The sequence below is a fragment of the Alcanivorax sp. UBA3183 genome, assembly GCF_002364155.1.
Classification (GTDB): domain Bacteria; phylum Pseudomonadota; class Gammaproteobacteria; order Pseudomonadales; family Alcanivoracaceae; genus Alcanivorax; species Alcanivorax jadensis.
Genome location: NZ_DEXN01000014.1, coordinates 63,609 through 86,585 on the forward strand (window position 1 = coordinate 63,609; position 22,977 = coordinate 86,585).

Below are 22,977 nucleotides of genomic sequence, written 5' to 3' on the forward strand. Positions count from 1 at the left end.
AACCAATGAAAAAACAATACCTGCTTGCCATGACCGGCGCGCTTTCAATTGCCGCCCTGTCAACACCTGCCATGGCTGAGACCGGCCCTGGCGGGTTTTACGCTGGCGCAACGCTCGGTTACCAGACCACGGATATGGACTGGAAAACCAACCTAACACTAGCCCCCAACGGTAGTGTTATCGCTCCCTCATCAGACACCACCGAATCACTGGATGATTCCAATGCCAGCTATGGCCTCTTTACTGGCTATAACTGGGTGGTTGGTCAGGGGAAATGGGTGCTGGGCGCGGAATTCTCCGCGGTGCAGACTGATGCCAGTGACGAGATCCGCAATCGTATCCCCGGGCTGGGAGACCCCAACTCCAACCCGACCAGTTTTTCTGAAGTCGAGACTGACGACTTGGCGCTGGGCCTTAGCCTTCGCGGCGGGTACATGCTGCATGACAACACCATGGTGTACAGCAGCCTTGGCGTATCCCAGCTTGAAGTCGAAACGACCAGCACCTGCCCGGCCGACACCAACGTTTGCAACCCGTCTGATGGATTTCAACGTTTCAGTGATGACGAACGCATGGACGGCTGGACACTAGGTATTGGGGCGGAACATTTCCTCTCTGATAACCTGGTTCTGAGAGCAGAATATCGTTACACCGATTATGGCGATTTCGACTTTACTGCCATTCCCGCCCAAAGCGGTTCAAGTTTAGGAGCAGACGCGACAATTGAAGTCGTCCGGCAAACCCTTGAGCTTGGTGCCGCTTACAAGTTCTAAACCTCTCCTCGCTGCTTTCTAGCAGCGGTATGGGCCCCTCCAGCAATCAGGACGGGGCCCATCTTTTCTGCCTTCCCTGATTTCGCACATAGTCAGAGCACCTTTGCTATGCTGCCAATATCGTATTGGCACAGGGATCCCCCATGGAATCGACCACGCCCAACCAGCCCCAGCGCCTCGGTGAAACCACGCGCATGCTGTGGAACGCCCGTGGCCGCTACAAGCGGGTACTGGCCACTGCCGCCAGCCTGCAGAAAGTGGTGTGGAAACACCGCAAGGTACTGGGCAGTGGCGACGAGCAAGCGCTGCAGCCTCTTCATGAGGATGTGGCAGCCAGCCTGGCCACCCTGTTTCGCGACAACGGCGGCGCCTGGATCAAGTTTGCCCAGTTTCTCAGTTGCCGCCCGGACCTGTTGCCTGCGCCCTATATCGACGCCTTTTCCCACCTCCGGGAAAAAGCGCCGAAAGCCCATTTCGATGACATCCAGCCCTGGCTGAAAGCCCAGCTTGGCCATGACTGGGCGGACTCTTTCAGCGCCTTCAATATCATCCCCATGGCCGCGGCTTCCATCGCCCAGGTACATAACGCCACCCTGAAATCCGGCGCCGAAGTGGCCGTGAAACTGCAGCAACCCCGGGTCAGCCAGGAGTTCTCCGAAGATGCCGCCGCGCTGCGATTGCTGGCAAAGGCGCTGAAACCACTGCTGCGCGAAGTGGATGTGGAGCAGATCATCAACCAGTTGATTACCACCACCGAACGGGAGCTGGATTTCCGACTGGAAATGACACACATGCAGGATTTCAGCGAACTGCCACACCTGCCGGGCATCAAGGTGCCGCGGGTCTATCCGACCCTGTGCAGTGCGCAGATGCTGGTAACGGAGTGGATCGAGGGGAAGAGTCTTTCCACATTGTTGCGTGAGGACGAAGAGCAGGCCAGGCCGCTGCTGGAGCGTTTACAGGCCAGCATGATGCAGCAGGTGCTGGAGTTCGGTCTGTTCCATGCAGACCCACACCCGGGCAACTTTATCGTCACCCCGGACGGCGATCTGGCGGTACTGGATTTTGGTGCCGTGGAATACGTGGCCGCCGAGGATCGCCAGCACTACACCGCCTTGTTGATGCGCTTGCTGGGCATGGGCGACGGGCCACTGCTACCCCTGTTCGAAGCCGCCGGCTTTGGCGGGCTCACCGAGGAGCGGCTGGAAAAACTGTCGGCAGCACTGGTCTCTGCCCGCCAGGATACCGATGCCACCCTGGCGGATAATCTGCGCACCCTGCTGGATGAATTCCGTCGCCTGCGCTTGGTGATGCCGGACTCGTTCGTGGCTATGGTGCGGGTGCTGATCACCGTGGGCGGTCTGATGACCCGCTACCAAATTCCGTTTTCCTGGGGTGGTTTTGGTGCTCGTTAAACCGATCGCTGCGATGCAGTTCGCCTGAGGCGAACTGCACCGAAAACGGCGCCAGTCGTTACTTGATCATCTTCTTGAGCATGTTCACCTTGTCCTTGTAAGGCGCGTAGCGGAACTTGATATCGAACAGGGTGGTGGCCTTGAGGATGCTGCGCTTGTGGGAGAAGGCATCGAATGAATTCTTGCCGTGATAGGCCCCCATGCCGCTTTCACCCACGCCGCCAAATGGCAGGTTGGGATTGGCCACATGCATGACCGTGTTGTTGATACAGCCGCCACCGAACTGGGTGTTATCCAGCACCTGGCGCTCCACCTGATCGCTACTGGTAAACAAATACAACGCCAGCGGATGTTCTGGCAGTTTCTTCAGGTTGACGATCAGCTCTTCCAGGGTGGAGTAGGTCAGCATAGGTAACACCGGGCCGAAGATTTCCTCCTGCATGATCGCATCATCCATGGAGACATCTTTCAGAAGGGTCGGCGCGATGTAACGCTGCCCCGCATCGGTCTGACCACCCACCAGCACCTTGGCCTTGTCGATCAGTGCGGCCACCCGATCGAAATGCCGATCGTTGATCATGCGACCCAGGTCCGGGTTCTGGCTCGGTTCATCACCGTAAAACTCGCGCAGGGTCTCCACCATTTCCTTTGCAAAGGCATCGCGGATATCCGCATGGACATGAACATGATCCGGCGCGATACAGGTCTGTCCCACGTTGAGCATCTTGCCGGAGAGAATACGCCGGGCCGCCACTTTCAGGTTGGCGTCCTTGTGTACGATGGTGGGGCTCTTGCCGCCCAGTTCCAGGGTGACCTTGGTAAGATGCTTCGCGGCGGCCGCCATCACGATACGACCGACACGGGGGCTGCCGGTAAAGAAAATATGATCGAAGCGTTCTTCCAGCAGCGCATTGGTCACTTCGGTGCTGCCCTTGAAAACCGCCACGTATTCATCGCTGAAAAACTCCTTGATCATTTTCTCGATCACATTCGCCACGGTGGGATTCAGTGACGACGGCTTGAGAATGGCCGTGTTACCGGCAGCGATGGAACCGATCAGAGGCTGAACCAGCAACAGGAAGGGGTAGTTGTAGGGACCGAGCAAAAAAGTCACCCCTTGCGGCGTGGACTCGATGCGGCTACGGCCGGGCTGGGCCCACATTGATGTGCCCACTTTTTTCGGCTTCATCCAGCTTTTCAGATTTTTCAGGGTGTGCTTGAGATCTTCGATGGCGGTGCTGATCTCGATATAGGCCTCGAATGGCGGGCGGCCAATATCCGCCTTGAGCGCATCCTGAATTTCTTCCTGATATTTCACGATGGCGTCTTTCAATTTCGTAAGCTGGCGCAGCCGAAAGTCATAGCTGCGGGTGGCACCGGTTTCGAAAAACCGCCGCTGCAGCTCTACCGCCGCACCGGCCCAGCTTTGTGACTGCTTCAGGTTTTCACTGTCCAATACCGCACCCATGACTCGCCTCCTCGTTATTCGCTTAACCGCAAGGGTTGGGGAAACGAGTGTTCCATGGGTAGCGCCCCGGCTCTATACAAAGCGGGCAATCAACCTGACCAAAACAATCAGAAAGTGGCGAAAAAAGATATTTTTCCTGTCACTTAAACAAACAGGACATACATGTCCCGCTTCCATATATACCGAATGGTTTTTGTAGGAGCTATGCTTGCATGGCGAACCGCCGAAGGCGATCAGCGCAAACCAGTTCGCCATGCAAGCATAGCTCCAACGGAACGAGGAAACGCTACGCCAGCCAGTCCACGATGCGGTCCATGGCGGTGGTGCAGTTGCCGCAATACTGCCGCAGGAAATCATCACCGAGGGATTGTTCCGCCGGCACCGTTGCCGCCCCCGCCAGCGCCGCCTGGCCATCGAAATCCACAAACGCCTGACGCAAGGTCAGCTCCCCGGCCGGGCGGCCGAAGGCTTCCCCGGGCAGGGTGGCAACGCCGGTGTCTTCCAGCAGGGTTTCGCACAGGGCGGTGCTGTCGTGAATCTCCCGCTGTTGCAAGCGCTCTGCCAGCGGACTGAAATCCGGAAACAGGTAAAAGGCGCCATCGGGCATGGCAAGATCCAGCCCGGCCTGCTGATAGGCCTCCACCTGATAACGCGCCAGCCCTTTCAAAATACGCCGGGACTGTAACAGGTAGTCGTCAATGTCGGCACCGCCCTGAAAGGCTCTCACTGCCGCATGCTGAATCGGTGCCGCCACCGAGGTATAGGTTTCGCTGGCCACGGTGGCCATGGCATCGCGCAGCCAGGACAGGTTGGGCGGAAAGGCAAAGGCACCCAACCGCCACCCGCCAGCACCACACCACTTGCTCAGGCCGTCGCTGATGATGGTGCCTTCCGGGTAATAGCGGGCGATGGAGCGGTGCTGCCCGTCGTAGCGGGTGCGGCCGTAGATTTCGTCACTGAGCAGAATCAGTCGGTGGTAGCGCGCCACCTCGGCGATGTCACGCAGCTCGTCGTCGGTAAAGGTATAACCATGGGGGTTGGCCGGATAGTTGAGGATCACCAGCCGGGGACGACCCGGATCACGCTGACACAGGGCATCCAGACTCTTGGCACTCAGTTTCCAGTTATTGTGTCGGTGGGTGGGCAGCCAGTGCACTCGACGGCCTATGATGCTGGCCTGGGGCGCATAGGACACCCAGCTCGGGGTGGGGATCACCAGGTCTCCGTAGTAGACCAGTTGCAGGATGAACATGAGCTCCTTGGAGCCCGGCCCGATCATGATGTCTTCGCCCCGGAAGGCCACATCGTGCTCGCGGTCCAGATGGCTGGCAATGGCCTCCTGCAGCGCCGGCAGCCCTTTGACCGGCAGATAATCCTTCTCGCCGGCAAACTCCCGCAATGCCTCCACCACCGAGGGCGGCACCGGAAACGGCGACTGACCCAGCCCCAGCTTATAGACCTGCCGCCCCTGCTGACGCAGGGCATTGCTGCGCTCATTGATCGCCAGAGTGGCAGACACCCCCATGCCTCGGACATTCAGGTTGAGGTGTACATCGGGCTGAAACGGCATACGACTTCCCCACCAACAATTCTGCCTTTGACACTAGAGCACAAGGCGGAACATGGCAAAGGAGCCACAAGCAAGGACCAAGTTCCCGGGAAATGACCGTTTCCCCAGGGTTTATTGACACAGATCAATATGCGTATTGGCTATAAGTTTATAACCAATACTAGGTTACTTTCACATGCACCCTGCCGAGCCTGCCTCATGAAAAAATTGATAGCCACAGCTCTTGCTGCCGCTCTGACCAGCCCAAATGGCTTTGCCGGTGAGCCCATCACTGAGCCGAACACCTACGTTGATTTGCCCGTTCCACAATTAACCGGTTGGAGCGATATCAATATCCACACCATTGATGGCATGACCGGTGCGACTGCCAAGAGCCATGTGTATCAATCCGCTGCCGCAAAGGATGATCCTGGTGTCGACAGCGTTGCCGCTATTTACTGGGAACTGGATAACGGTAGCGGCCGCGCACCGGGCCTGCAGGTTGTAACCGATGATTTCGACTTCCCCACCAATAACTGCATCATGGCTTCCGGCGAGCTACAAAGTGAAGAGTTTGGTGTTGTACTGCCCAAGACCTGTAGTGACGAGGAGGGAAGCTCCAAACGGTATTTCTTTGAGTTGACGGAAAGTGATGTGCCGGTTGATCTGGTCTTCAATCTCGGCATCAAGGACATCCGCTACAAAGGCATCAAGGATCCTGCCACTGATGGTGGCGAGGAACTGGCTGCATTCAGAAGCACATACGATATTGGCCGCATCTATCGTGTCATCCAGAAAATCATCAACAACACAGATGAACGCATCGCGAGCTTCAAATTCGAAATAGGCACCGGCCTGGGTAATGAGTTCCAGCCCCTGAACTATGAAGACGACGGTGTTTCGTTTGAAATGCGCACAATGGTACCTCGTGAGTTTCTCGAAGGGGAAACCGGCGCACCAGACATCAGGGTCTGGAACCCTCTTCGCTTTGCCACTTTTTCACCAAAAATGTTTGATGACGGTAGTCGCGACCGATTTGAGCCCGGGTTCCTGGACCATTCTGCCGCGGGCTTTCTTCCACCCCAAATTCCTGCCGCAGGTATTGAGAAAAGCTCTGTCATCGACAGCGGTCTGACCATTGTTGATGGGCGAATCGGGTCAATCACGCCGAATTACTTTGATGTATCCAGCGCCCAGGGCGTGGCCTTGCCAGGCAACATGCTGGGTTACATGCTGCCTGACTCACTGCTGCCAACTGTTATCGGGGAATATCACACCAATGATGTTGGCGGAGAGTCTGAAAAAATACACGCCATCTGGGACGGCACCAACTGGCGCTCTGGTCGCGCCGGAATAGACGGCGACCCCGCCACCACGCCGGACAACTACACCATCATTCCAGACAACCTGTTGGAGCAGTGGGCAGGACAACTTTTGGGTCTGGAACTGGGCGAAGCTCCCGGCGAACAGATAATCCGTTTTGACAGCTTCCTGAGCGATGATTTATCAGGCCTGAATACTGATATTTTCATCTTCATTGGTGAAAAACTGATGGATGAAAATGGTGAACTGAAACTGGACTCCATCACATTGCGGGTCACAGCAAACTCGGTTTCTCAGGTCATCGGTGATGTTGCCGGTACGGAATCGCCTGACTGGATGATTGACGATGACATGGATCCATCCACTCCGCTGGCAAGCAATGCTTCGAGCCTGGCCGATTATTTGCCTGGTAACGACAACACGCCTATTGCACTCAACGATGTCAGAACTACGGAAGAAAACATTACCGAAGCGATCAATGTTCTCGGCAATGATCTATTCAAGATTGCCGACATGAATGTGAGGCCTATTGAGCCTGCAGATCTTACCTCGGTGAATATCTTGTCCGCGCCTGCCAACGGCACGGCCGAGGTGTACTCTGGCTCTGATCCTGCTCTGGAAAACACCATCATCTATACCGGTGACGTGGACTTTTATGGGATCGACACTTTCGAGTACAGCATCACTGCAGTTGGCGGTAATGAGTCAAACACCGCAACCGTGACCCTTAATATCCAGGCGACTCCAATACCAGATGCGCCCATTGCCAATAATGATTTTGCAGTGACATTCCAGGAGACTCCGGTAACTCTGGATGTGCTGGCAAATGATGATATGAACAAGGGCTCCCCCATTACCATCACCGTCAGCATTAACAACCCCCCACTTAACGGTTCGGCTGTTGTGGGAACAGACAACAGCATCACCTACACACCCGGCGATGATTTCTCTGGCTCCGACAGATTCACCTATACCGTGACCGTCGATGGCAAGGTTTCAAATTCCGCCCTGATTACCATTCGTGTAGACGAACCTGTTATCGATCCTTTCGATAGCGCGTCATACATGGATTCATCCTCAAATGGCGGATCGCTGGGAGCACTGATTCTTCCTCTAGCTGGCCTGCTCTTTGTTCGACGCAGAAACAATAAAGAAAAAAGGGAACACCAGACATGTTGATATCAAGGCAACGACCATTCACTTCGCCCCCCCATTCAGGAAATGGTATATTCAACATGAAGAAAATACTGGCTTTGTTGCCTTGTATGGCTCTCATCAGCTCACCGGCATACGCAACTGGCATTGGCTCGTTGCCCAGCATCAGGGACAACGATGGCAAAGTCTCCGTCGACGTTGGCTATTACTACCAACGCAGTGACTTCGAAGGTATTGATGGCTCTCTGGCCGACAACGCCATGGAAGATATCACCCGTGACGCACCGTATTTACGCCTGAACTATCAGTTTCATCCAGGCTGGTTGGTTTCGGGAATCTATGGTTATGAGGATATCTCCAACGACCCTGACCAGGACTCCCTGGAGCTGGGATCAGACTTGAGAGACACCTTCTTTGGCATGCAACTGAAGGGGCGGCTTTATGAGTCAGAGCAATTCGATGTTGGTGCCTTTCTACAATATACCAATCATGCCGATTACGATTTTGTTGGAAGAGTTCTGACAACAGATTATGCCATTGAAGCTGACGGCCTCAGGGATTTTCTGGCCGGCACCATGCTACAAAAAAACTACCAGTCTTTTGATGTCTATGGTGGCATCTTCTACCAGGACAGCAGAGCAGACATAACCGGCACAGTTGGCACGCTAAACATCAGAGAGACCATCGACGTTAAATCCAGCATGGGAGGCATGCTCGGTGTGAACTTCCATATCCATGACAAATGGGACATCAATCTGGAATATCAGAACCGCGGTGACCATGGGATTGATATTGCGGCAACCTACCATTTCAAGAAACCCCGCCCGGAAACGGTCACAAAAATTGTCGAAGTTCCCGTGGAAGTCCCTGTGATGGTGAGCACACCGGTTATCAAGCCGGACTCCTTTGAAGGAACCGTGCATTTTGCCAAAGGCAGCGACGATATCGACAGAGAACAGCGGACTATATTCCGCAAACTGGCCCTGTTTCTTGAACAGAACCCGCAAGCCACTGTGTACATTGAGGGCCACTGTGATTGTCTCGGTCCGGAAGCCAAAAATCAGGACCTGTCCGAACAGCGGGCAATGGCCGTGCGAAACTATCTTGTTGAGTACTATGCGATTAACGCCGATCGCATCGAGACGGCAGGTTTTGGCGAGAGCGTTCCCATCGACACCAATGACACTCCCGAAGGGCGGCAGAACAATCGTCGCGTGAGGATTGTCGCCAACGTTGATGAGCCCGATACCACAGACTGAAGCCACACAACATCAGGACGCCTGTTCAACAACTCTCCCATGCACCAGGCAGTGGTGAGGGGGAGGGGTTGGCGGCGCCTGTCTAACGTACATCCACCACCCGGCTGGCCTTGCGATATTTCACCTTCCATCCCGACCAGGCAGGCAGCTCCCACCGCTTGGGATCACCCTTTCGGCCACCACTGACATATTCGGCAATAACCTGGCGCATCGGCACCTTGTAGTGGATGCGAAGTTTCAGATCACTCAGGTTTACCCGGCGTGGATACTTGTCATCGAATCGTTCCCGTTCCCAGTCGGGTATCCCTGGAAAACGCAGGTCATCCGCCTCAAGAAACCACCTGTCTTCCATCCGCTCCACACCCAGGCTTGCCAGTTTTTTCAGCAGCCAGGCTTCTGCTTCCGGCACCTCCCCCTTACCTTCCTCCAGGGCCACATATAACTGCCAGGCTTCCAGATGATCCAGCAGCTTCCCACCGGCAGGATGAAGAAACTCCTCTGACAGAATCAGCCGGGCCAGGACCTGACGGGCAGCCGCTCCTTCCGGTTCCGCCACCTCGGTGTGAATCACCCGACCGGCATAACACCATTCCCGGGTGGCCACCGCCTCACCATTATGCTGCCGGACCGGACCGACCCGGGGTTCGGCCAATTCATGGCTTACCAACACCGACAACGATAATGGCGCCAGGCAGGTGGCGGCGGTGAAGGTCTCGCGGGTGCCGCGACAGGGGACGCTGTGGCTATCCAGCACAAGAGCAGCTTCCACATCATCGTCAAAACGAGAGTCATCACCGATCCATAGTTCACTGACTCCGTTACCCATGGCCTCACGGCGCTTGCGTTTTTCCCGCCGCACAAATACGGCATCCGGGGCCACCCGGGCGGCCGCCCCCCAGACGCCAGCCAGAGACTTCGGCAACGAATCCGGTATCTCCGGCAGACCCAGAGTCCGACGCATCTGTGTTGCCAGCTTGCGCGCTTCATCCCTTGCTGCCAGGTTCGGATGCAGTTCCGGGGGCGGTCGTTGGCGGACTGCCTGTATCAGGGTCGTGGCGTCGCAGGGCTGTGGCTGCCAGGCCCCCATGACCTGCCGCCCTTCCTCGCCGCGCGGCAACGTCACCGGCCGCCGCCAGGCGCTGAGAGCCGCCGCCAGATCCACCATGCAGCCTTTAGCGTCAGCGTCGGGCAGGGCCATGATCAGGTGGGCAAAAAAGGTATCCACCGGCAGGGCCGACAGGGCAAGGCCACGTGCCGTAGCCAGTCCTGTTTCATCCACGGCGGACAGGGCAGCGAGCTGATCCAGAGCCCGTTGCCGTGTGGCAGGAGGTAGGGGATCGGGAAAAACTAACGTATCCACCGGTGTGCCAACACAGGCCGATGCCAGCACCAGGTCCACCAGCTCCTCGCGCTGGATTTCCGGTGGAGTGCGCTCCTCCAGTGGAGCATTTCGACCCCACAAGCGGATGACACTTCCCGGCGCGGTTCGCCCGGCACGCCCCTTTCGCTGATCGGCGCTGGCCCGGGAGATGGGTTGCAGGGAAAGTACCGTTCGCCCATTACGCTGATGAGTTCGGCGCTCCATACCGCTATCCACCACCAGGGTGACACCGGGAATGGTAACGGACGTTTCCGCCACATTGGTGGCAACGATGATGCGCCGACGGGCACCAGACTGCAGGGCGCGCTGCTGCCCGGCCGCCGGCACCCCCGCATGCAAGGGGATGACATCCGCCTCCAATCCCTTGAGCACGGATACGACCTGCTGGATTTCACCGCGACCGGGCATGAACACCAGTACATCACCGTTTGTGTTTGCCAGCCCTGCGCTAACCGCTTTGTGCACACGGTTGGCCAGATCATGGCGCGATGGCATCTGCCGGTCGTTGCTGGCCTGATAGTTTTCTCTCACCAGAAAACCACGTCCCTCAGACATCAGATGCGGGGCATCCAGATAGCGCGACAGGCGGTCACCATCCAGAGTCGCCGAGGTGACAATCAAGCGACATTGCCCGTGCTCACGCAGCAGGGCCAGCAGTAGGTCGGTATCCCAGCGGCGCTCGTGAAATTCATCCAGCATGATAGTGGCAAAACGCCCCAACTGACCTTCCTGCAACCAGCGCAGAGCAATACCTGGGGTTACGAAAACGATATGGGTGTCTTCATTGAATGCCTGGTCAAAACGGATCGCGTAGCCCACAGACTGGCCCACGTGTTCGCGACGGCAAGACGCCAGAAAAGTGGCCAGTGCAGTGCAAGCCACGCGGCGCGGCTCAACCACCAACACTGGACCCAGCGCCCCGGCCCACACCGGCAGGCGAGTAGACTTGCCTGAGCCTGTGGCCGCTGAAACCACTATGGAGCCATCGGCCAACGCCGCGTCAACCTGGGTTTTCAGTCCATCAATGGGAAGGGAATCGTGATCTGTCATGGCTCCTTCTATCCGCCCTGAATCAAACCGCGATGGTAAGGGGCCTGGCGCAGGGAACCAAGCGCCACTGGACGGCAGTGGCGCATGGAGGGAGGGTCAAACCTTCAGATATTTCGCCGCCTTGGCATCCGCTTTTTTGGCCAGCGGTTTCAGCTCGGCGATTTTTTCACAGACCGCGTCGCACTCTTCCTTGCTGAGCGCATGGCCATCCACCGCCTTGTGCAGCTGGTGCATGTAGTTATCCAGAATCGTCAGTACCGACAGGTGCACCAACGGAGCAATGGACGACTTCTTCTGGGTGATGTGCTGTTTGCGGTGGGCCTGCTCCCAGCGTTTTTCGAATTCCTTGTGGCTCAATGTCATGACAACCTCCCTGTTCAGAATGTGAGTTTATTAACGCTGATGCTGTTCAGCCCCAGCTCGCCGCCGCTGATGCCCTCCAGGGCCACCGGCAGGCTGATGTCGTTGAGCGACACCTTGCCCAGGGTGGCACCGAGCTTGGCATCACTGAGCGTCATGCTGCCCACGTTCAAATGCACCGTGGGGGTGACAGCGATGCTCACCTTGAGGATGCCCAGATCCACGCCCAGGGATTTATCCGAGGCCGTGGCATCCACATTGAACGCCTGGCTGGTGGCCGCCGGCATGGTCACGGACGGGATGCTGATGTTTTCCAGGCTGGCGCCGGGCAGGACCAGCTGTTCGGTCGGAGCCGCCCGATTCACCCGCAGGGTTTCGCCGTTCGCTCCTGGCACCGACAAGGAACTGAGCGACAGCTCGCCGATGCCCATACCGGTCACGGACAACCCGGCGCTGGGCAGGCCCAGTTTATCCAGGCGAATACCGGACAGATCCAGGTTCCCCAGATTGAGCTGGTCGATGGGTTTCATCTGCGCCACCAGACCGGGAATATCAATGGCCGGAATCTGCAGGTCGATATTACCCAGGTCCGGCACTGTGATGGTGCCCAGATCCACCGGGATATCCAGGCTGCCCATATCCTCGTTGCCATCCCAGCTGCCTAGCCAGCCCAAGTCAATTTTCCAGTCCAGGCGGAACCCCAGCTCGACAATGGTTCGCACCTGGTTGAGCACGGCTTTGGCGCTATCCACCGAGGCCTGGGTATTTTCCACGTGTAGATTGCCGATGCTGGCACTGCCCAAAGTGACCTTGTCCACGCGCAGGTTACTGAGCGTGCCGTCTTGCACGCTGACTTGATCGATGGCGATTTTGCGGGAAACCTGGGCGCCAAGAACGCCCAGGCGGGTGAGAAGATCCCGGGAAACCGGGAGAGAATCCAGCAGGTTGTCCGCAGACAACCGTTCCTTTAGTGACATGTTTGCCTCCTGGCAGAGTTGAGTCCGCACACTCCGGTGTGCGCTTACACTCTAACCAGTGAGGCATTCGTTGCATATAAAGCGAGCGTGCCAATTTGCTCGCCTCTGACTCCCGGTTAATTCGCCGGGGGCACCACTTCAACGGGCTTAACAGGCTCCTCGGGCACCCCACCCAGCGGCAAATAATCCTCTGACTCCGGCTTGCGCCAGTCGGGGCATTCCGCCGTTTCCTGCAGATCGGCCTCGGCTGCCGCAAACGCCTGTACCGACTGCGAAGCGGGAGGGAGATGGTGATAATCACTCTGTGGCACCTGAATGGCATTGAACCAGCCATTGGGAATCCAGTTGAAATCCGGGCTGGGCAGGATCTTGCCGTTGAAATGCCCACCCCGGGAAAAGGCGCGCAGAATATCGTAGGTGGAATTCATGCAGTTGCGACCGAACAACTGGTACGGCTGGGCGCTGACCCAGGCCATGACACGCAATGCCGCATCAGGATCGGGCCATACCTGACTGGTCATGGTCAGATATTTGAAATAATTATACTCCGCCCCATGATGCACCATGTTGGCAAACACTTGGGTGGCCTGCCTTTCTCCCGACACTCTGCGTGACCAGAAGCCGTTCATGCCATTTCCGTTGGCCCAGCCGTCACCTTCCACGGCTCCCACCATCCACTGCCCATCCGGCAGTTCAAACCCCCACCCCACATGCCCCAGCAGAGGCTGGCCGGCTAAATCCGGGCGTTTTGGACACAGTACGACGATTGCATTGGCTTGACTCATTACGTTCCCTCGCGATCTTTATGGTGTTTTTTTTGCCGTTCTTCCTGAACGATGAAGCCTGTCGATACCCTGACGGGCACCCGCAGACCAAAAAGACTATAATCGCAACCTTCTTACAACGGAATATGCTTGCGGACTTACCATGCCTTCTTTCGATATCGTCTCTGAAATTGATGAAGTGGCCCTGCGCCACGCGGTGGATAACGCCAACCGCGAACTAGCCAACCGTTTCGACTTCCGTGGCGTCGAGGCCAGCATTGAGCAGAATGGTCTGGATGTGACACTGAAGACCCAGTCGGATTTTCAGGTGCAGCAACTGGAAGAGCTGTTTGCCAAGGCGGCAGTAAAACAGGGCATTAGCGTGGCCGGCGCCGATCGCCCGGAAAAACCTGAGCACAGCGGCAAGACCTTCTCCCTGACACTGACCTTCCGCCAGGGCATCGAGCAACCCCTCGGCAAACAGATCGTCAAGATGATCAAGGACAGCAAGCTCAAGGTGCAGGCTTCCATTCAAGGCGACCAGGTTCGCGTGAATGGCAAGAAGCGTGATGACCTGCAGGCGGTGATGTCACTGCTGCGCGAATCAAGCATTGAAACACCGCTGCAGTTCAATAATTTCCGGGATTAATTCCAGTCTCGTCTGTCTTTGCAAGAGCTATGCGTGCACGGCGAATTCGGAGTTGGGAACGTTCGCCATGCAAGCATAGCTCCTACAGAGGCTGGCGAAGGGCTCGCTGGCTCAAGGACCAATAACAATAATCAAGGAGACTTCATGTCCGCTTCTTCGCACCCGGCAGTGCCACGCCTCAACCTGCTCTGGTTTACCGTGCTCGCCGCGCCCATGATGATCGGCATCGCCATCGCCCTGATGATCCAGTTCGGTCAGTACCAGGCGACCATGAAAGTGCTGCCCCAGGATACCCTGCGCATGGGCGCACTTGGTGCCATGGCGCTGATGCTGGTCGTGGCAAGGCCGCTGCGCAATCTTCTGCTGGCCCCGACAGCCATCGCACAACGCCCCCTACAAGGCACCACGCCGGCCAGCGACGATGACACCGCAGCCATGAAAGTGCAGACCAGCATGTTCATGCTGCTGGGCTTCCTCGATACGGTTGCCATCATCGTGATTGTCCTCTGTCTGATGCAAGCGGATGGGCACCTTGCCATTCTGAACGGCATCTTCAGCTTGATAATGGCGATCATCGCCAAACCGAATTTTTCCGCACTGATTGAGAAGACCCGGCAGCAACTGCAACGCTGATCGAAGATCGCTCCACGGGTCATTGCGACCCGTGCCTGCGGCCGGACATGTTGTTGATGCGTCTGGTCTGCCCCCTATTGAACACCCCGCGACATAAATTGTTAATGAACACCGTTTAACAAAGCCACTCCAATACCCTACAACTGTTCCCGTGATTGATAACAAGGAGAATCATCATGGGTTTCAGGAACGGATTTACCCGCTTGTTGGCCGGCCTGGTCCTGCTGTTGGGCAGCATGACTACACCGGCCGTGGCCGCCGGGTTGATGACGCCGGCCAACAGCAGCCTGCCACCACTGCAGATCCGAGAACAACATGTCACAGTGGACGTGGAAGACGGCTACGCCATCACCGAAGTGGAGCAGGTCTTCCACAACCCCAATGATCAGGATCTGGAAGCCTATTACCGCTTCCCGGTCCCCGAGCGCGGCACCGTTGCCGAATTCACCGTGTGGATCGACGGCAAGCCGGTGATCGGCGAAGTGCTGGAAAAACAGCAGGCCCGCCAGGTCTACGAACAGGAAAAAGCCGCCGGTCGCGAGGCAGGCCTCACCGAAAAGGACAGCTACAAGGCCTTTGATGTGCGGGTACAACCAGTGCGCGCCGGCCAGGATACACGGGTACGGCTGGTCTATATGCAGCCCGCTTTTGTGGATACCGGCATCGGCCGCTATGTGTACCCGCTGGAAGAAGGCGGCGTGGACGAGAAGAAGCTGGCGTTCTGGACCGCCAACGACAGTGTGGAAGAACACTTCAGCTTTACCCTGAACCTGCGTAGCGGCTACCCGGTGGACGCCCTCCGCCTACCCAAGCATCCCGAGGCGCAGATCCAGCAACTGGACCCACAACAATGGCAGGTAAAACTGGATAATCGCGCGGCCACCGTTACCAGCAAGGAAGACGAAAACAGCGAAAGAGCGAACTTCGCGCCCCCGCCCGCCAATGGCCAGCCGACCAATGCCTTCACCCTGAATCAGGACATCGTCGTCTACTGGCGCCACCAGCAGGACCTGCCCGGCAGCGTGGACCTGGTAGCCTACAAGGCACCGGGCAAGGACCGCGGCACCTTCATGCTCAGCATCACCCCTGGTGATGATCTGCCAGCCATTAGCACCGGCAGCGACTGGGTGTTCGTACTGGATATTTCCGGTTCCATGAATGCCAAGCTGGCCACCCTGGCGGACGGCGTCAGCCAGGCCCTGGGCAAACTGCGCGGCGGAGACCGCTTTCGCATTGTGCTGTTTGATGACCGCGCCGAAGAACTTACCAATGGCTTTGTGGATGCCACCCCGGACAGCATTCGCCGCTACACGCAGAAAGTCATGCAGCTGCAATCCCGTGGTGGCACCAACTTGTTCGGCGGCCTGAGCCTGGCCCTGAAACCGCTCGACGCAGATCGTCCCACCGGCATCGTTTTGGTCACCGATGGCGTAGCCAACGTGGGCAAGACCCAGCAGAAAGATTTTATCGACTTGCTGGAAAGCCACGACGTTCGGTTATTCACCTTTGTCATGGGCAACAGCAGCAATAGGCCCATGCTCACCGCCATGACCGATGCCAGCAACGGCTTTGCTATCAGCGTGTCCAACAGCGATGACATCGCCGGGCAGATTCTCAACGCCACCGCCAAGCTCACCCACCAGGCCATGAACGACGTGGAGATCGATATCGACGGCGTTCGCACCGCCAACCTGCAACCGCAACGTGTCGGTAGCATCTACCATGGCCGTCAGATCGTGTTGCTCGGCCACTACTGGGGTGACGGCCCGGCGAAAGTCACCCTGCGTGCCAACGTGGGTGGCCAGGACAAGCAATACAAAACCCGTTTCGACTTCCCCGTCACCGGCGGCGATAACCCGGAGCTGGATCGCCTGTGGGCCTACGCCACCATTCAGGGCATGCAGCGGGAGATCAATTATTTCGGCGAAGAAAAGGACCTGCAGCAAGGCATCGTAGACCTGGGCCTGGAATACGGACTGGTCACTAACCACACCTCCATGGTGGTGCTGCGCGATGAGGTGTTCGCGGAATACGGTATTGAGCGTCGCAATGCCAAACGTCGGGACATCGAAAAACTGGCCAAGGCCCAACGCCAGACCAAGGCGCCCACCAGCAACCGGGTGGACCAGGCACAGCCCATGTACACCAGTAACCAGCCTTCCTACAGCGGCGGCGGGGCCGGGAGTGGCGGCGCCTTCGGTATCAGCGCACTACTGCCCTTCCTGATCCTGCTTATCGGCGGCGGACTGCGACGAAAACCCGACAACTCGGAGAACATTTTATAAAGGTGAGTTATCAGAAAAAATAATGCTGAATAAAGTCAGGCTCATTGCCCTGATGCACAGTGAAATCTTTCCGGTCAATGAGCAACAACGCAGAATAGTGGCGGCGAAAAACGCTTCTACGCGCTTAATCCAAGCGCCACTTCCAGGTCCGCCGCTGCCTGCCGAATGGCGCAATTCTGATCGTAATCACGATACTGATCCGCAAAACGTCTCGCGCTTTCGCCATAGCCAGGACTGGACATGATGGCATTGATCCCCGCAGCAACCCGTTGAGGCTGGTCGAGAGTAGCGATCTCCCCGGCTCCCATGGCTTTGATTCGGCGGGCAAACATCAACTGCTCCATATACAGAGGTATCTGCATAGTCGGAGTACCTGAAAGCATGAACATGGCGGTGGAGGAATGATTGCCATGAAACACACCCAGAGAGGACTGCTCAGCCAGCTTCTTGATATCTACCAACCTATCAAGAAAACGACACTTTTGGTTTTCGAACGGAGCTCGGAATTTACCCTCAACACCAGGGCAATACACCAGGGTCGGCAAACCGGTTCGACTTAGCATCGCAAGGACTTTGTCGACCCCGGGGCGGGCAGTCAGATAGGCAAAAATCCGCTTCCCCTCCCCTTTTGGCCAGCGCGGTGAAATTGGAATCGACGGTACCCAGGCGCCACGGAAAATATCATCATTGTCACGGCAGAAATGATCCAGCTCGCGAAAACTGGTCAGTACGTTCAGGCAAGATAGCCGATAGAGTTCAGAAACATGCTCAAGCGCAGGTCGACTATCACCAATAACGGTATTTATGCTGTCCAGCAACATGACATCCTGATGTCTTCGATGTTTTTCAGACAACTTGTTGCTGATAACCCCGAAGGGCTCCTCCTCGGCAGGAGGACAAAAAAATCCATTGCCCTGCAAGGCAAACGGAATACGTTCCATATAACAGGCAATCATTGCTGATGGCGCGAATTCCAATAGTGCGGCATCCGGCTGCAACGCGCTGAGAAGGCTGCGCCACCCGGTAACCGTAGACATCAGTTTTTCGGGATCCCGAAATCCGATATTACCCAGCAATTGAGAGTAGCAATCGGTGCGAGTCATTTCCCAGGGGCGGTAGGTCACTTGAGGAGTTTGCAACCAGACAACATCCAGACCTTCCAACGCGCGCTGTGCCGCAGAGACATCTCGCACGATGAATGTCAGTTGATGTCCTTTTTCCAGTAAAACTTCAGCAAGCATGCGCAGTGGCATGATGTGGCCCATGCCATGCCCCAGCTCCCAGCCAACGACCAGATGCGCCATCTTTTATCACTCTTCCAGCAAGGTATTGAAAAGGCGCAGCGCCAGTGAATCTGGCACCGTTACATGATCCCAGCGAACCCTGTCGCCTTCGCGAATGGTATCGATCAGCTGGCAATCCTGCAGCAACCCTATCGGCACAAAATCACGATGTTGCTCAAAGGGAAGGGTCTCGCCCCGGAACACAAAACTCCCCAAGGCTCGCGTCACAATGTCTCCAGCTTCCATGTCGGCCTTTGCGATCGCACACACTCCGACAGAGGGTTTTCTTCCATTATTCAACAGGGGTTGCCTGCCATTCAGAACGGCCTCTATCGTTCCCACCATTTCCAGGTGACAAAGGTGAAAGGGTTGCAGCAAAAAGTAGTAAGGCCCCTCACCCAACTTGAGATATTTGAGAAAGCGCTGTTGTTCCGCATCATGGCGTGCAACAACAAACACCCCGGCAGGACCACCGGCATTAAGCACATAGTCACTCACTGGCCCGGCTTCGTGCTCTTCTGCCATCTCCCCCAGCTGCTTTGCCGCCGCCTCCAGGTCGGGGGAATCCGGCCCCATCATGCCTGAACGTAGCAGATTTGCGCCCAGCCCATTGGCCACCAGAGCCTGTTCAATCTGAATCTTGGTGCCATCGGTAAAGGCGGTGACCTGAGGAAGGCTGATCCCCTGCTTTTCTGACCAGAAAACCATATCCTCACGGGATGGTTTCGTGTTGAGGAACCCTTTGATATTTCCGAAGACCACCGGCCGAAATCCCATGGCCGTCACTTTTTCATTCAGTGCTGCCAAACTGCCCGGCTGGTCCCCTTCCGCTTCCGTGAGATAGCCCGTGTCCACAAAGGCACTGCCAACAGTAACGTGAAATTCCGAATTCATGGTGACAACAGGAATCCCGCGTTGATGCGCGGCAGCGACAATCTCACTGGCAAGCAAGACATCGCCACTGCATTCCACCAGCAAGTCGCAGCCTGAAAGAAGCTTTTCACGGTCATTAGTAAGAACCTCCGGGAATGGATGCTCTACCTCGCGCACCGGGCGGCGCGTATATACTTGGCTGACCTTCAGCCGGGGATGCCGTTCCAAGGCCAAAGCCAGGCCGACTCCGATAAAGCCAGTGCCGCAAATAGCAATAAAAGACATGGATCACTCAACCTATTAGCGTTTGCTTCATCATGCCTGAGACGAAAAAAAAGCGCCCGGGCAAAACCCGGGCGCTTCTATTTGAGGGACCAAGGCTTAGCGACGGCGGCGACGCAGCCCAAACAGCATGCCCATCAACACAGCAGCGATACCCAGGGAACCGCCGTTAGAAGAAGACTCTTCCGCAGCAACACTGTCATCCGCGCTAGTATTGCGGAAATAACGAATGCTTTGCGAGCCTTCCAAAGAAATCCGTCTCTCAGACTGTCTAGGCTGGAGTTCTGGCTCAGACATATTCAACTCTACGACAATCAGATCATCCTTGCCGTCACCATCCATGTCGGCAAAGGTGGGCGCAGCCCAACCGGTGGAGGTCACATCCAGGCTGCCGGACGTATCTTCGACCTCGACAAAATCTGCCGTGGAGGCCGTGCCCTCGTTGATGAAAAGGCGTAGTGGTGCAGCGGAAACAGTGCCCATCACCAGATCCAGATCACCGTCGGCATCCACATCGTGAAGGACAGCCGGGGCGCCGTAATAGGGCGCCGTCAAGGCACTGGCTTCCACCAATGGGCTGTTGGCACCAAGATCCATGAAAGTATAGGGGGTGGTTTCGACAGTCATAGACGTATTCATGAATACGCGCAACGTATCTTCATCCACACTGACGATGTCGATCTTGCTATCGTTATCAAGATCCCCGGCAGCAAAGCTTACAGATCCACAGCCAGCGTAGGCGGCGCTCGGTGCCAGCACATTACCGTAAAACGGATTGGCACTGGAGCCATACCCACCACCACTGTACGTGAACGGATAATGGGTCACACCGGTGACAACCCCACTTTCATCGCTCTCAACTTCGGCGAAAGAAAGCTGGGCGCTGCTATAGGCGCAGTCCTGCCCACCGAAGAAATCCAGATCACCATCACCTTCCAGGTCGGCAGCGGACACCGGGTGGCCATAATAGCGGTCATAATCATCCGCAAAAGGGCTCACTGCGATGTCCTGACCCGCATAACCGGGGCCGGCATAGCTCACATCAGGGACATGAGAAAACTCTGGCGCGGTTGCACTACCGATATTTTCCCAGACACTGGTTCCGCCATAGCTATATGGGTAGTTGTCATTCTGATAATTATGGAAAAGGACAGCATCTTTATCGCCATCATTATCCAGATCCATCATCACCAGCGACGGGTTTCCACCGGTGGACGTAATAGCGTCAAACGGATTGGCTTCGGTCACTTCCTCGAAAGCGGCGTTAGCGACCCCGACAAGGCCGACGGAGGCTGCGACAGCCACGGCAAGACGGCGACGTTGAAATTTCTTCATGAATATCTCCTTTTATGTATCCGATAAATAACAACCCGGCAGAAACCGGGCTGTATAGCGTTAACGCCGACGACGACGCAGCAGCAACAAAGACAGCCCGATAAGCAATCCACCGACAGCACCACCTGACGAGCTGCTGCTATTTCCTGTGTTATTTTCGTTCGCCGTAGCACCAGCGCCATCATTCAGGAACAGTCGATAAGACGAAGCTCCACTGGCCTGCTGTTCAGCAACGACCAGATCGTCATCATTGTCGTTATCGATATCGGCCATCACCGGGGCGGCATAAATGTCGGTGGATACGTCCAGGGAGGCGTCAGCTTGTTGCTCAAACACGGCCATGCCAGCAGTGCCGGTGTTCACGAACAAGAGCATATCCCCGGGTCCGTTACGCACCCCCACGATGACATCCGTATCGCCGTCGTTATCCACATCGCCGGCGGCCAGAGGGGCGCCGTAGTGTTCTGAATGATTCAGTGCAGGAATATCATCCGGGATACCCATATAAACGCTGTTGGAAGCACCCGCATAAAAGGGGTTATTGCTGCCGGTGAGTTCATTCAGCTGAACCACGCCATCGATACTGCCGTTATTCTGATAGACACGAACAAACTGGTTATCCATGACGACAAGGTCCATATCGTCATCACCATCAATATCCAAAGGTACCGCTGAGGCATATCCGCCGTATTCGTCCAGATAAGGCACCAGGCCCTGGCCGTAATAGGGACTGTCAAACCAGTAATACGTGCCGTTGTGGTAGCCGTCGGCCAGGCTAGTGGCTACGCCATAGGCATCCGTAGTCGTGACCCCAAACCACATTTCCACGCTAGAGGTGTTGGAACCGCCAATAAAGTCGGCATCCCCGTCGCCATCCAGATCGCCAGCAGCCACCGGGTGGCCATAGGAGCTATAGGTCCAGGAATTCGCAAACGGGTTTACCTCGAAGGTATCACCACCGTAACCGGAGATGGGAACGTCGGCGACCTGGGTGAATTCGGCACTCTGGGCAGAGCCGGTATTTTCATAAAAGCTGATATCACTGCCGTAATAGGGAAAACTGTCAGCGTCCGCAGCATGGAAGACAACGGCCTCGAGATCACCATCATCATCAAAATCCTGCAAAGTCAGGGACGGCATTACTGTGCCAGAGGTAATAGCATCGAACGGATTGTTTTCGGTCACTTCGGTGAAACCAGCGTATGAAGGGCTGGCAATGATGGCGAAACCACCAAGCATAGACGCACGAATAGCAGCAGCCAGCGGCTGTCGACTAAATAAAGACATGATTTTCCCCCATCAACCCCAGAGTCTGGCCGTTAATCCTTGGCCGCTTTTTTACATTTCGTCACGATATTAGGTCACTTTTCCAACAATGTGAAATGGTTCGCATAAAAACAACGGAATGAATTAAGTTCATTGCTTTTTCTGTTTCGAAAGGAGCGCCCCCAGGCGCTGACTCAACGCTGTCAGAATAAGGGTTGGAGGGACAGTCATCCCGCTGGGGAAGACACTGCTGCCAGCCACATACAGGTTTTCGGTACCCCAGACTTTCAGGTTGGCATCCACCACACCATCACGGGGGTCCAGCGAAAGGCGTGTCGCCCCCATCAGATGATGCGATCCGGGCCTCAGTGCGGTTTGCTTGTCGACACTTCCCACTGCTTCAGCAAGCTGGCGCTGCAGATCACTTCCGACCTTGATGGTGCGGCGGTCTTCAGCGGTGAGGCGATAATCAACCCTGGGCAGGGGGTCACCCAGGGCATCGGTCTTCTGGCCGGGCAGAATACGGTTTTGTCTGCTTGCTTCCTGCTCAAACAATACCTCGACCATGGTGAACTCCGAGCCCTGCGGCCCGGGTTTGAGCCCTACATGGAAAAGCGTTCCCCGGATGCCGTCATAGGCCGGGTCATGGAGCATGTCGCGGACATGCAAATGAGTCTCCGTTGCCCCTTGCGGCAACAACGCTTTCTCCCGGCGCCCATAAATCTGTTGCCCGGGATGCTCCATAAAGCCTGCACCCAGCCAATCGCTATGATTGCCCGGTGCCGCTCCGCCGTTGCTGCTGGCGCTGTTCCACAGCAGCCTGGGGGTCTGCACGCCACCACCACAGAGAATCACCGTACCGGCCTCCACCTCCAGCGGCTTGCCCTCCCGGTCGGC

At 56.4% G+C, this 22,977-nt stretch carries 18 protein-coding genes; 7 read left to right on the top strand and 11 right to left on the bottom strand.

Going from position 1 to position 22,977, the window contains the following annotated elements:
• The first annotated feature begins 5 nt into the window (after positions 1-5).
• Both B3Q33_RS06045 and B3Q33_RS06050 read left to right on the top strand, forming a co-directional pair.
• On the top strand, positions 6-773 hold the full coding sequence (locus tag B3Q33_RS06045; protein ID WP_035245963.1) for an outer membrane protein: 768 nt from the start codon (positions 6-8) through the stop codon (positions 771-773).
• Positions 774-916: 143 nt separating this feature from the next.
• Positions 917-2,188 carry an ABC1 kinase family protein gene (locus B3Q33_RS06050; RefSeq protein ID WP_273010097.1) on the top strand — a complete coding sequence of 424 codons (1,272 nt, stop codon included), beginning with the start codon at positions 917-919 and terminating at the stop codon, positions 2,186-2,188.
• 58 nt (positions 2,189-2,246) lie between these two features.
• On the opposite strand, the gene B3Q33_RS06055 is transcribed toward B3Q33_RS06050, so the two are convergent.
• Positions 2,247-3,656, bottom strand: a complete 1,410-nt coding sequence (locus B3Q33_RS06055) for an aldehyde dehydrogenase (RefSeq protein ID WP_273010096.1) — start codon at positions 3,654-3,656, stop codon at positions 2,247-2,249.
• A 286-nt stretch (positions 3,657-3,942) separates the two neighbouring features.
• Positions 3,943-5,226 (bottom strand): pyridoxal phosphate-dependent aminotransferase, encoded by a 1,284-nt coding sequence (locus tag B3Q33_RS06060; RefSeq protein ID WP_273010095.1) that lies wholly within the window; start codon positions 5,224-5,226, stop codon positions 3,943-3,945.
• 198 nt (positions 5,227-5,424) lie between these two features.
• Here B3Q33_RS06060 and B3Q33_RS06065 point away from each other — a divergent pair, with 198 nt between their 5' ends.
• Both B3Q33_RS06065 and B3Q33_RS06070 read left to right on the top strand, forming a co-directional pair.
• Positions 5,425-7,707 carry a choice-of-anchor F family protein gene (locus B3Q33_RS06065; RefSeq protein ID WP_273010094.1) on the top strand — a complete coding sequence of 761 codons (2,283 nt, stop codon included), beginning with the start codon at positions 5,425-5,427 and terminating at the stop codon, positions 7,705-7,707.
• 56 nt (positions 7,708-7,763) lie between these two features.
• Positions 7,764-8,942, top strand: a complete 1,179-nt coding sequence (locus tag B3Q33_RS06070; RefSeq protein ID WP_273010093.1) for an OmpA family protein — start codon at positions 7,764-7,766, stop codon at positions 8,940-8,942.
• Positions 8,943-9,024: 82 nt separating this feature from the next.
• Here B3Q33_RS06070 and B3Q33_RS06075 read toward each other — a convergent pair whose 3' ends face one another.
• The 4 genes from B3Q33_RS06075 to B3Q33_RS06090 form a co-directional block, all read right to left on the bottom strand.
• Positions 9,025-11,373: a helicase-related protein gene (locus B3Q33_RS06075; RefSeq protein WP_273010092.1), complete on the bottom strand. Its 2,349-nt coding sequence runs from the start codon at positions 11,371-11,373 to the stop codon at positions 9,025-9,027.
• A 96-nt stretch (positions 11,374-11,469) separates the two neighbouring features.
• Entirely contained in the window at positions 11,470-11,736 is a 267-nt protein-coding gene (locus tag B3Q33_RS06080) for a hypothetical protein (protein WP_035245957.1), read from the bottom strand.
• A gap of 14 nt (positions 11,737-11,750) precedes the next feature.
• A complete protein-coding gene (locus tag B3Q33_RS06085; RefSeq protein WP_035245956.1) occupies positions 11,751-12,710 on the bottom strand; it encodes a hypothetical protein in 960 nt (319 codons plus the stop codon).
• Positions 12,711-12,826: 116 nt separating this feature from the next.
• Complete coding sequence (locus B3Q33_RS06090; RefSeq protein WP_273010091.1) at positions 12,827-13,495, bottom strand: hypothetical protein; 669 nt, start codon at positions 13,493-13,495, stop codon at positions 12,827-12,829.
• 142 nt (positions 13,496-13,637) lie between these two features.
• Here B3Q33_RS06090 and B3Q33_RS06095 point away from each other — a divergent pair, with 142 nt between their 5' ends.
• The 3 genes from B3Q33_RS06095 (at position 13,638) to B3Q33_RS06105 (ending at position 17,041) form a co-directional block, all read left to right on the top strand.
• Positions 13,638-14,123, top strand: a complete 486-nt coding sequence (locus tag B3Q33_RS06095) for a YajQ family cyclic di-GMP-binding protein (protein ID WP_035245952.1) — start codon at positions 13,638-13,640, stop codon at positions 14,121-14,123.
• A gap of 144 nt (positions 14,124-14,267) precedes the next feature.
• The gene (locus tag B3Q33_RS06100; RefSeq protein WP_277673046.1) at positions 14,268-14,756 is read left to right on the top strand and encodes a hypothetical protein; all 489 of its coding nucleotides are present in this window, start codon (positions 14,268-14,270) and stop codon (positions 14,754-14,756) included.
• 176 nt (positions 14,757-14,932) lie between these two features.
• Positions 14,933-17,041, top strand: a complete 2,109-nt coding sequence (locus B3Q33_RS06105) for a VIT and vWA domain-containing protein (protein ID WP_286827203.1) — start codon at positions 14,933-14,935, stop codon at positions 17,039-17,041.
• 116 nt (positions 17,042-17,157) lie between these two features.
• Here the strand turns inward: B3Q33_RS06105 and B3Q33_RS06110 are convergent, their stop codons facing one another.
• The 5 genes from B3Q33_RS06110 to B3Q33_RS06130 form a co-directional block, all read right to left on the bottom strand.
• Positions 17,158-18,345, bottom strand: coding sequence for a glycosyltransferase (locus tag B3Q33_RS06110; protein WP_286827205.1), 1,188 nt, complete (start codon positions 18,343-18,345; stop codon positions 17,158-17,160).
• A 6-nt stretch (positions 18,346-18,351) separates the two neighbouring features.
• Positions 18,352-19,482 carry a hypothetical protein gene (locus tag B3Q33_RS06115; RefSeq protein ID WP_286827207.1) on the bottom strand — a complete coding sequence of 377 codons (1,131 nt, stop codon included), beginning with the start codon at positions 19,480-19,482 and terminating at the stop codon, positions 18,352-18,354.
• Positions 19,483-19,578: 96 nt separating this feature from the next.
• Positions 19,579-20,814: an FG-GAP-like repeat-containing protein gene (locus B3Q33_RS06120; RefSeq protein WP_035245940.1), complete on the bottom strand. Its 1,236-nt coding sequence runs from the start codon at positions 20,812-20,814 to the stop codon at positions 19,579-19,581.
• 60 nt (positions 20,815-20,874) lie between these two features.
• Positions 20,875-22,101 (bottom strand): FG-GAP-like repeat-containing protein, encoded by a 1,227-nt coding sequence (locus B3Q33_RS06125; protein ID WP_084573402.1) that lies wholly within the window; start codon positions 22,099-22,101, stop codon positions 20,875-20,877.
• Between the two features lie 129 nt (positions 22,102-22,230).
• On the bottom strand, positions 22,231-22,977 hold a 747-nt coding region (locus B3Q33_RS06130; RefSeq protein WP_286827210.1), incomplete at its 5' end, for a GMC family oxidoreductase.

Bases quoted from the DNA above. Each gene is read 5' to 3' on its own strand.
- B3Q33_RS06045 (WP_035245963.1), top strand. From the start codon at position 6: ATGAAAAAACAATACCTGCTTGCCATGACCGGCGCGCTTTCAATTGCC.
- B3Q33_RS06050 (WP_273010097.1), top strand. From the start codon at position 917: ATGGAATCGACCACGCCCAACCAGCCCCAGCGCCTCGGTGAAACCACG.
- B3Q33_RS06055 (WP_273010096.1), bottom strand. From the start codon at position 3,656: ATGGGTGCGGTATTGGACAGTGAAAACCTGAAGCAGTCACAAAGCTGG.
- B3Q33_RS06060 (WP_273010095.1), bottom strand. From the start codon at position 5,226: ATGCCGTTTCAGCCCGATGTACACCTCAACCTGAATGTCCGAGGCATG.
- B3Q33_RS06065 (WP_273010094.1), top strand. From the start codon at position 5,425: ATGAAAAAATTGATAGCCACAGCTCTTGCTGCCGCTCTGACCAGCCCA.
- B3Q33_RS06070 (WP_273010093.1), top strand. From the start codon at position 7,764: ATGAAGAAAATACTGGCTTTGTTGCCTTGTATGGCTCTCATCAGCTCA.
- B3Q33_RS06075 (WP_273010092.1), bottom strand. From the start codon at position 11,373: ATGACAGATCACGATTCCCTTCCCATTGATGGACTGAAAACCCAGGTT.
- B3Q33_RS06080 (WP_035245957.1), bottom strand. From the start codon at position 11,736: ATGACATTGAGCCACAAGGAATTCGAAAAACGCTGGGAGCAGGCCCAC.
- B3Q33_RS06085 (WP_035245956.1), bottom strand. From the start codon at position 12,710: ATGTCACTAAAGGAACGGTTGTCTGCGGACAACCTGCTGGATTCTCTC.
- B3Q33_RS06090 (WP_273010091.1), bottom strand. From the start codon at position 13,495: ATGAGTCAAGCCAATGCAATCGTCGTACTGTGTCCAAAACGCCCGGAT.
- B3Q33_RS06095 (WP_035245952.1), top strand. From the start codon at position 13,638: ATGCCTTCTTTCGATATCGTCTCTGAAATTGATGAAGTGGCCCTGCGC.
- B3Q33_RS06100 (WP_277673046.1), top strand. From the start codon at position 14,268: ATGTCCGCTTCTTCGCACCCGGCAGTGCCACGCCTCAACCTGCTCTGG.
- B3Q33_RS06105 (WP_286827203.1), top strand. From the start codon at position 14,933: ATGGGTTTCAGGAACGGATTTACCCGCTTGTTGGCCGGCCTGGTCCTG.
- B3Q33_RS06110 (WP_286827205.1), bottom strand. From the start codon at position 18,345: ATGGCGCATCTGGTCGTTGGCTGGGAGCTGGGGCATGGCATGGGCCAC.
- B3Q33_RS06115 (WP_286827207.1), bottom strand. From the start codon at position 19,482: ATGTCTTTTATTGCTATTTGCGGCACTGGCTTTATCGGAGTCGGCCTG.
- B3Q33_RS06120 (WP_035245940.1), bottom strand. From the start codon at position 20,814: ATGAAGAAATTTCAACGTCGCCGTCTTGCCGTGGCTGTCGCAGCCTCC.
- B3Q33_RS06125 (WP_084573402.1), bottom strand. From the start codon at position 22,101: ATGTCTTTATTTAGTCGACAGCCGCTGGCTGCTGCTATTCGTGCGTCT.